This window comes from Dietzia sp. B19, assembly GCF_014145155.1.
In the GTDB taxonomy this organism is placed as follows: Bacteria; Actinomycetota; Actinomycetes; order Mycobacteriales; family Mycobacteriaceae; genus Dietzia; species Dietzia natronolimnaea.
In genome coordinates this window covers 1-4,129 of sequence record NZ_JAALED010000015.1, presented here as the reverse complement: position 1 = coordinate 4,129, position 4,129 = coordinate 1, and the positions used below count along the sequence as shown (strand labels likewise).

At 70.6% G+C, this 4,129-nt stretch carries 4 protein-coding genes and 1 pseudogene; 2 read left to right on the top strand and 3 right to left on the bottom strand.

Features of this window, described 5'->3' with window-relative positions:
- Positions 1–337 (bottom strand): TRAM domain-containing protein (locus G6020_RS00770; RefSeq protein ID WP_347237753.1); only part of this gene is annotated, 337 nt, incomplete at its 3' end.
- On the bottom strand, positions 334–2,325 hold the full coding sequence (locus G6020_RS00765; RefSeq protein WP_182609330.1) for an amino acid permease: 1,992 nt from the start codon (positions 2,323–2,325) through the stop codon (positions 334–336). The genes G6020_RS00770 and G6020_RS00765, both read right to left, overlap by 4 nt.
- 114 nt (positions 2,326–2,439) lie before the next feature.
- Between G6020_RS00765 and G6020_RS00760 the strand changes: the two genes are divergently transcribed.
- Positions 2,440–3,102 carry a TrkA family potassium uptake protein gene (locus G6020_RS00760; protein ID WP_182609328.1) on the top strand — a complete coding sequence of 221 codons (663 nt, stop codon included), beginning with the start codon at positions 2,440–2,442 and terminating at the stop codon, positions 3,100–3,102.
- A 106-nt stretch (positions 3,103–3,208) separates the two neighbouring features.
- Positions 3,209–3,868, top strand: a complete 660-nt coding sequence (locus tag G6020_RS00755) for a TrkA family potassium uptake protein (protein ID WP_182609329.1) — start codon at positions 3,209–3,211, stop codon at positions 3,866–3,868.
- Between the two features lie 7 nt (positions 3,869–3,875).
- On the opposite strand, the pseudogene G6020_RS00750 reads toward G6020_RS00755, so the two are convergent.
- Positions 3,876–4,129, bottom strand: a pseudogene (locus G6020_RS00750) (hypothetical protein); the annotation flags it as partial.

Sequence of the window (4,129 nt, the reverse complement as noted above, 5' to 3'; positions counted from 1 at the left end):
GGCGGGCCTGGTCGGCCAGGACGGTCCCCGAGAACGCACGGGCGGCCGCCGGGTCGATGTGGCTCCAGTCGCAGCACCCCGCACCCGCCGCCGCGGCGGGGCACAGCGGGTCGATCCGGTCCACCGACCTCTCGAGTACGCCGGTCACGGTGCCGCGACAGAAGGCTCGTCCCGGGTCGTCGTGGATCATCACCTCGACCAGCTCCCCCGAGATCCCGCCCCGGCAGAACACCACCCGCCCGGAATGCCGGGCCACGAACTCCCCGCCCTGCGCTGGGCCCTCGATGCGCAGCCGGAGCACACGCCCCGTCCAGTCGGTTCTCTCCGTCCGGGTCATCGGTCCTCCGGTCCGCCCCAGCGCCCGATGATGGGTTCGTCACGCGCCTGGTCCGCGCGGCCGTCCGAGGACGACAGCTGCCACGGGACGCTGGTCACCATGACACCCCTCTCGTACAGCAGTCGGGTCTTCAGACGCAGCGCGCTCTGATTGTGCAGGAGCTGCTCCCACCAGTGGCCCACGACGTACTCCGGGATGTACACGATCACGACGTCCCGGGGCGACTGGTCACGCAATCGTTTCACGTAGTCGACCACCGGCCGGTTGATCTCCCGGTACGGCGACTCCACCACCTTGAGCGGCACGGAGATCCGCCGCTTCTCCCACTCGCGGACCAGGATCCGGGTCTCCGCCGTCTCGATGTTCACGGTGAGCGCCTCGATGGTGTCCGGTCGGGTCGCCCGCGCGTAGGCAAGTGCCCGGAGGGTGGGCAGGTGCAGTTTGGACACCAGCACCACACAGTGGGTGCGGCTCGGGAGGACGACCTCCCAGGACGAGTCCTCGAGTTCGCGCGCGACCGACTCGTAGTGACGATGGATGAGTTTCATGACCCCGAACACGGCCAGCATCGCCAGCACCGCGATGTAGGCGCCGGCGAAGAACTTCGTGCTCATGACGATCACCAGCACACCGGAGGTGAGGACGAACCCGACCGCGTTGACCGCCCGTGCGCGCTGCACCCGTCGCCGGACGGCGGGGATCTGCTCGTTGCCCAGCCGCCGGGTCCAGTGGCGGACCATGCCGAGCTGGCTCAGAGTGAAGGCCACGAAGACCCCGACGATGTAGAGCTGGATGAGCACGGTGACCTGCGCGTCGAACGCCACCACCAGGACGATCGCCGCCACGGCGAGCAGGACGATCCCGTTGGAGAACGCGAGCCGGTCCCCGCGCGTGGCGAGCTGCCTCGGCAGGTACTTGTCGCGCGCGAGCACCGAGGCGAGCACGGGGAAACCGTTGAAGGCGGTGTTCGCCGCGAGCACCAGGATGAGGGCGGTGATGGTCATGATCACGTAGAAGGCGACAGGGAGACCCGCGAAGACCGGGTCGGCCAGCTGCGCGATCATCGTCTTCTGCTGGTAGTCCTCCGGCGCACCGATCAGTTGGGTGGCCGGGTCCTCCGCGACCTGCACCCCGAGCTGGTTGGCCAGCACGATGAGCCCGAGCAGGAACGAGATGGATACCACGCCGAGCATGACCAGAGTCGTCGCGGCGTTCCTGGCCCTGGGGCTGCGGAACGCCGGCACGCCGTTGTGGATGGCCTCGACCCCGGTCAACGCGGCACAGCCCGAGGCGAAGGACTTGGCCACCACGAACGCGAGCGCGAGCCCGGCGACCGCCACGCCGTCGGGCGTGACGAGCTCGAACTCCGCGGACTCCGCCCTCAGCTCACGTCCAAGCACGCCGACCTGGAACAACCCCCACACCACCAGCGCGGTCATGGCCGCCATGAACGCGTAGACGGGGATGGCGAACGTCGCGCGGGACTCCCGGATGCCCCGGAGGTTGATCGCGGTGAGCAGGACGATCGCGATGACGGCGAACACCACCTCGTTCGAGTGCACGAACGGGATCGCGGAGCCGACGTTGGCGGCCGCCGCCGAGATCGACACCGCCACGGTGAGCACGTAGTCGATGAGGAGGGCCGCCCCCACACCCAGACCGGCGTTCGGCCCGAGATTGACGGTGGCGACCTCGTAGTCCCCCCCGCCCGACGGATACGCGCGGACGTTCTGCCGGTAGCAGGCGATCACGACCACCATGACCACCGCCACCGCGAGCCCGACCCACGGGGTGAACGCCAGCGCCGACACCCCGGCCAACGACAGGATGAGGAAGATCTCCTCGGGGGCGTAGGCGACCGAGGACAACGCATCCGACGCGAAGACCGGCAACGCTATCCGCTTGCGCAGCGGGGTGTCCCCGGTGGTGTCGCTGCGGAAGGGGCGCCCCAACAGCAGGCGCTTGGTTCCGACGGAGACCCTGGAGATCCTGGACACCGACACATCGTAGGGCTCCGCGTGCCGCAGGGACAGCGCCGCCGACGAGGGTAGCGTGATCGGGACGGGTCCGCGCGTCGCGGACCGTGAGGAGCGGTACTGGCCATGAGGGTCATCATCATGGGCTGTGGGCGTGTCGGCGCGGCGCTCGCGACCGAGCTCGACGAGGGCGGTCACGAGGTCGTGGTGATCGACCGCGACCCCGCCGCGTTCGCCAGGTTGGCGGAGCAGTTCGACGGACGCACCGTCACCGGGCTCGGCTTCGATCGCGAGGTCCTCGTCGACGCCGGGTTACACGGGGCGGACGCGTTCGCGGCGGTCTCCTCCGGGGACAACTCCAACATCATCGCCGCGAGGGTGGCCCGCGAGACCTTCGGCGTCGAGCGGGTGATCGCCCGGATCTACGACGCCGGACGCGCCGAGGTCTACGAGCGGCTGGGCATTCCCACCGTCGCCACGGTGCCCTGGGCCACCGGCCGCCTCATCCGGTACATCACGTCCGGGTCGAGCCCGGTGGTCTGGCGCGATCAGACCGGCGAGGTGTCGCTCGTCGCCGTCGTCCCTCCGTCGGTGTGGGTCGGCGTGGGACTGGCGTCTCTCGCCGATCTGGTCGGTGGCACCGTGGTCGCGCTCACCCGCTTCGGGGAGTGCAGGGTGCCCGGCGGCAGCACTCTCGTGCAGGCCGACGACCTGATCCACCTCGCCGTTCCCTCGGGCGTGGTCGACGATCTCGACGACATCCTGGAGCGAGGACCATCTGATGACTGACCGACCCGTGACCGGCGATCCCGTCCCCGACGGTTCGGTCCCCGACTACGCCGACGGGGCCGGCCTGCTGGACCGCGCCCCCGCCCGCACGTTCCACGCCTCCACCATGCGGGTCCTGGTGGCCGGGGCCGGCGTGGTGGGACGATCGATCGCACGCGAACTCCTGGCCAACGACCACACCGTGACGCTGGTCGACAAGCGCGCGGCGGTCTTCGACCGCGACGGGGTGACCGGTGCCCGGCAACTCGTCGGCGACGCGTGCGAGTTGGGCTTCCTCGAACGACTCCGCGCGGAGGAGTCCGACGTGGTGGTCGCGGCCACCGGCGACGACAAGGTGAACCTGGTCGTGAGCCTGCTGGCCAAGACGGAGTTCGCCGTGTCCCGCGTGGTCGCCCGCGTCAACGACCCCCGGAACGAGTGGCTGTTCGACGACCGCTGGGGCGTCGACGTGGCCGTCTCCACCCCCCGACTCATGGTCTCCGTCGTGGAGGAGGCGGTCTCCGTCGGGGACGTCGTGCGGTTGATGACCCTGCGGCGCGGCGGCGCCAATCTGGTGAGCGTGACGCTGCCGGACCAGACCCCCCTCGCGGGCAGACCGGTCTCACGCGTCCGCTTCCCCCGGGACGCGGCGCTGGTGGCGATCCTCCGCGGGGGAAGAGTGATAGCCCCCGAACCCGACGTGCCGTTCGAACCGGGCGACGAGTTGCTGGTCGTGGCGCCGGAGGCCGCGGAGGCGGACCTGAGCACCGCGGTCCTCGGCGGCTGACCCACGCTCACCGATCCCGGCTTCCTCCACCGGGAACGGTGACGGCGACCTCCCGCCCGTAGCCCCACCCCGGGGCGAGCGGCAGCGCGTCCCCGCTCCAGAATCGGCCCGGGTCGTACCAACTGGCGTCGCCGGCCGGCAGCAGGACACCCATCGCCTCGAGTGTCATCCCGACCACCTCAGCGCAGTAGGCCGCCTCCACGCGCAGTGCGGGCCCGGAGTCCGCACGTCGGCGCCACGGGAGGCCGCTGCCCCGGCGCC